Here is a 4,587-nt window from a genome sequence, read left to right as displayed (position 1 = left end):
GCGGGCACGGGGCCGGCCGGCCGCTGACGCGGGCCGGGGCGGCGGTTCAGGGCCACAGCAGTTCCCTGGTCCACACGTCGGGGCCGGCGGTGCCGCGCCGGTAGCGGAGCCGTACGTGCTGCCGGGCGGCGTCGCCCTGGAAGAACTCCGCCTCCTCCGGCTCCAGCACGTAGCCCGTCCAGCTCGTGGCCTCGGCCTCCGGGTCGCGCCGGGCCCGCTGCCACGCCGCCTCGTACGCGCGCGCCAGCTCCTCGCGGGATTCCAGCACCTCGCTCTGCCGGGCCGCGAGGGCGGCGGCGAGCGCGCCCGTCGAGCGGGCGTGCAGGTCGGCGCTGGTCTCCGCCGCGTACGCGGGCACGATGCGGCCGCGCAGGCGTACGGCGCGGGCCTGGGAGTGCCAGTAGAAGGTGAGCGCGGCCCGCGGGTGCGCGGCGAGCTGGCTGCCCTTGGCGCTGGTGGAATGGGTGGCGAAGTGCCAGCCGCGGGCGTCCGCGTCGTGGAGCATGACGATGCGCGCGTCGGGGAGCCCGCCGGCGTCGACCGTGGCGAGCGTCATCGTGTGCGGTTCGGGCTGCCCGGCCTCGGCGGCCTCGGCGAACCAGCGGTGGAACAGCGCAAGGGGGCCGTCGGGAGCCCGCTCGGTGTCGAAGGCGGGAAGGCCGGCGTCGCCGGTGTCCCAGACGCGCTGCTCCCGCAGCAGGGCGCGGAATCGCTCCAGCGCGGAGGCGTCGGGTTCCGCTCCCGCTGTCCCGGCGGCTCCCGGTGCGGCCGGTCCGGTGTCTTCCCCGGGTGTCGCGGACGGCGTCGTCGCGCGCCCGGTGGCCGCGGCGGCTCCGGACGGTGTTTCGGAAGGCCCGCCCGCGCGGGTGCCTCCGGTGTTCCCACCGGCCGAAACGGAGGCGTCGCCGGCCGATACGAAGGCGTCGCCGGTGGAATCGTAGGCGTCGCCGGACGAATGGAATGCGTCGCCGCGTGATGCGCTGGAGTCGTCGTCCATCTGCACATGTCCTCTTCGAGGCGGAACATCGCGAGGACGTGTTCCGGCGGAACGTCGCGAGGACGCCGACGGGGACGGGCCCGGGCCCCGCCGGCGCGACAGGACGTTCCAGGGTGAATGGCGTGCTGGGGAAGGGCGCGGTGCGTTCGGGCAAGGCGTGTGCGGTGCACCGCGCCGCATTAGCGGGTCGGTTTGCGGCCCGTCACTCCGAGATGGACGAGGAGTGCCAGATTCGGTCTGAGATCCGCCTGTTTCACGCCCCAGCTCGTAAAGCCCTTCTGATGGGATGCGACGGCCGAGAGCATCACCACGAGTGAGCCCGCGATCGCGCCCGGTACGACGTCCTTGTCGACCCGGCCCTTCGACTGGAGTTCTTTCACCGATTCCGACAAGGAGTTGGTGATCGAGTTGAGGATCTTCATACGGATCTTGGAGAACCGTTTGTCCCCTTCGGCGTCACCGAGATCGATCACGCGCAGAATCGCGTCGTGCCGGCGCCAGAAGTCGAGGAATCCGTCCACCAGTTCCTCGGCGGACTGCCAGCCCGCCCGGCCCGTCCAGGGGCGCCCGGACACGAGTTCCGACAACCCGGCGCTCTCCTTGGCCATTTCCTCCGCGAGCTCGAGAACAGCGCCTTCCACGTCCGGGAAGTACTGGTAGAACGTCGCGGGGGAGGTGCCCGCCTTCCGGGCGACGTCGATGACTTTGACGTCCCGGTACGGCGAGGAGCTGAGCATCTCGCTGAGGCAGTCGAGCAGCTTCTGCCGCGTCGCCTGTCCGCGTCGGCCGGCCACGCGGCCGTCGACCGTTCGTACTTGTCCTGTCATGCCGTCAGCTTACCGACGGGTGATCGGCGCGCGATTTGGCCGACTGCAAATGGGGACATGCGCGGTGTGTACCGGGTCTTTCGGGCGCTGCTTCCGTACGGCATGCGTACCTGGCACATTCCCTTTGTGTGATGTCGTGGGAGGTGTTGCGCGCCGCCTTGCGGCCGGTGCCCGGCGGTGTTCCCGGGCACCCCGCCGGGCGCCTGATTCCGCCGTGGACCGGGCCTGACGAGGTCAATTGTTCTATTCCCCCCGCTGCGGGGTCGGCGTTCACCCATTAGCTTTGCCGGTAGGGGGGAGCACGACCGTGAACAGGCGCAGTCGGGAGCCGGCACGGATACGGAAGGTGCGGGATCTGACCATGGCCGCATTCGCCGAGGGCACGCCCTGCTGGCTGGACGTATCGCTCCCGGACCTGGAGGCGGGCAAGAGGTTCTACGGGGCCCTGTTCGGCTGGACCTTCCGCCCGGGCCCCGTGCCGGCCGCCTACGCGGAGGCGTACCGCGACGGCAGCCGGGTCGCCGGCCTGGTGGCGAAGAGCGACGGGCGGATGCCGACGGCCTGGGGCGTGTACTTCGCGACGCCGGACGTGGTGGCCGCGGCCCGGCGCGTGGCGGCGGCGGGCGGCCGGATGGTGCGGGAGCCGGTCGCGGTCGGCACCGGGGTGGTGGCGCTGGCGGCGGACCCGGGCGGAGCCGTGTTCGGCCTGTGGCAGAGCGGCGGAGAGGGTTCCGGAGAGGGCTCCGGCGCCCAGGCGTCCGGGGCGGCCGCCGGGGTCGGCGGCTCGGGCTCCGGCACGGGCTTCGAGCTCCGGGGCGAGCCCGGCACCTTCCGGTGGACGGAGGTCTACACCCGGGTGCCGGAGCCGGTCGACGCGTTCTACCGGGAGGTGCTGCGGGTCGGCTACAGCGAGGTGACGGGCCTGCGCGGGGGAGACGTCCCGTTCCGCCTGTGGTCGCCCAGGGGCGCGACGCCCGGCAACGACACGGCGGTGGCGGGGCGGAGCGTGATGACGGACGAGTTTCCCGCCGCTCTGCCGGGCCACTTCCTCAACTACTTCGCCGTGGACGACTGCGACGCGACGGCCGCGGCGGTGGTCCGCCTCGGCGGCCGGGTGCGGCAGGCCCCGTTCGGCACCCCCTACGGGCGGGCGGCCGTCCTGACCGACGACCAGGGCGCCGACTTCGCGGTGCTGGCGGGCCCCGGGGCCGGGGAACGGGAGGAGCCGGGGGAGCCGGAAGGCCAGGGAGAGCAGGGAGGCCCGGAGGGACGGGAGGCGGGCGAGGGCCCGCGGGACGCGGAGGGCGCCGAGCCGCCCGACGGCGCCCGGGGGCCGTGGCGCAGGTGGCGCCGCCGGAGCAAGTAGCCCCTGGGCGCGGAGCCGCGCACCCGCGCACTCGTACGCGGGCGGGGACGCGCGGGCACTCGTGCTCCGGCGGGAAGGCCCGCGCACCCGTGCTCGGGCGGCGACGGGGGTCGCGTGGCGGGGCGGACGGCGGGCGACGGCGGAGCCCCGCGGGAGCGCGGAGGGCAAGGGTAGGGGCCCGGGCCGCCCCGCGGGGCGTACGCCGCGACACACGCCCCCGATGTGCCCCCCGGTTCGCAACGCGGGCCCCGTACAGGAACAATCGGGTCCCACGAGGCCGTACCTTGGTGGCCCGTACGGGGAGGTGGCACTCACAGTGGAGCAGCTGACACAGCACGACCCGAGACGCATCGGACCGTTCGAGGTACTGCGCAGGCTCGGCGCCGGCGGCATGGGTCTGGTGTATCTCGCGCGGTCGGCGTCCGGGCGCCGCGTCGCGATCAAGACGGTCCGCACGGAACTCGCCGAGGACCAGCTGTTCCGCGTCCGCTTCACCCGCGAGGTGGAGGCCGCCCGTGCCGTCAGCGGCTTCTACACGGCCGCCGTCGTCGACGCCGACCCCCGCGCCGCCGTGCCCTGGCTCGCCACCGCCTACGTGCCGGCGCCGTCGCTGGAGGAGATCGTCGGAGAGTGCGGGCCGATGCCCGTGCAGGCGGTGCGCTGGCTGGCCGCCGGCATCGCCGAGGCCCTCCAGTCGATCCACGCCGCCCACCTCGTCCACCGGGACCTGAAGCCGTCGAACGTGCTGGTCGTCGAGGACGGGCCCCGCGTCATCGACTTCGGCATCGCATCCGGCGTCTCCAACACCCGCCTGACCATGACGAACGTCGCCGTCGGCACGCCCGCGTACATGTCGCCGGAGCAGGCCCGCGACTCGCGCAGCGTCACCGGCGCCAGCGACGTCTTCTCGCTGGGCTCCACGCTCGTGTACGCGGCGACCGGGCACGCCCCCTTCCACGGCGCGAACCCGGTCGAGACGGTCTTCATGCTGCTGCGCGAGGGCCCCGATCTGACGGGCCTGCCGGACGAGCTGCGCCCGCTCATCGAGGCGTGCATGGCGATGGCCGCCGAACAGCGGCCGACCCCGGCACAGCTGCAGGCCGAACTCGCGCCGTACCTGCTCTCCTCCGACGACGACTCGGGCACCGTCTCGGCCTGGCTGCCCGACTCGGCGGTCGACATGATCGCGCGCCGCCAGAACGAGGGGCACAAGTCCTGGACCGGGCCGGGCGGCGCGGGCGGCCGCGCCGGTTCCGCACCGTCGAGGACGTCCCCGAGGCAAGGTCAGGGTCCGGCCGGGCGGCCCGTCGTGCCGCCGATGCCCTCGCGCCCGCCGAACGCGCTGCAGCCCGGCCCGTACCGCTCCGGCCAGGGCCCGGCGGCCCAGCCGCAGCCGC

The 4,587-nt window shown here is 74.0% G+C and carries 4 protein-coding genes; 2 read left to right on the top strand and 2 right to left on the bottom strand.

The window, feature by feature from the left end:
- Positions 1-46: 46 nt before the first annotated feature.
- Both L1885_RS24030 and L1885_RS24025 read right to left on the bottom strand, forming a co-directional pair.
- Positions 47-718 (bottom strand): pyridoxine/pyridoxamine 5'-phosphate oxidase, encoded by a 672-nt coding sequence (locus L1885_RS24030; RefSeq protein WP_235799258.1) that lies wholly within the window; start codon positions 716-718, stop codon positions 47-49.
- A 458-nt stretch (positions 719-1,176) separates the two neighbouring features.
- Positions 1,177-1,824: a TetR/AcrR family transcriptional regulator gene (locus L1885_RS24025; protein WP_235799257.1), complete on the bottom strand. Its 648-nt coding sequence runs from the start codon at positions 1,822-1,824 to the stop codon at positions 1,177-1,179.
- Positions 1,825-2,185: 361 nt separating this feature from the next.
- Between L1885_RS24025 and L1885_RS24020 the strand changes: the two genes are divergently transcribed.
- Positions 2,186-3,190, top strand: a complete 1,005-nt coding sequence (locus tag L1885_RS24020) for a VOC family protein (RefSeq protein ID WP_235799256.1) — start codon at positions 2,186-2,188, stop codon at positions 3,188-3,190.
- Positions 3,191-3,506: 316 nt separating this feature from the next.
- Positions 3,507-4,587: serine/threonine-protein kinase (locus tag L1885_RS24015; protein WP_235799255.1), on the top strand; the 1,081-nt coding region annotated here is incomplete at its 3' end.

The organism is Streptomyces fuscigenes, from assembly GCF_021556455.1.
In the GTDB taxonomy this organism is placed as follows: Bacteria; Actinomycetota; Actinomycetes; order Streptomycetales; family Streptomycetaceae; genus Streptomyces; species Streptomyces fuscigenes.
Note: the sequence above shows the minus strand (reverse complement) of the source record. Positions and strands in the feature narration are given on the sequence as shown.

Excerpts from the sequence above, each read along its gene's own strand:
- L1885_RS24020 (WP_235799256.1), top strand. The coding sequence starts at position 2,186 with ATGGCCGCATTCGCCGAGGGCACGCCCTGCTGGCTGGACGTATCGCTC.
- L1885_RS24025 (WP_235799257.1), bottom strand. The coding sequence starts at position 1,824 with ATGACAGGACAAGTACGAACGGTCGACGGCCGCGTGGCCGGCCGACGC.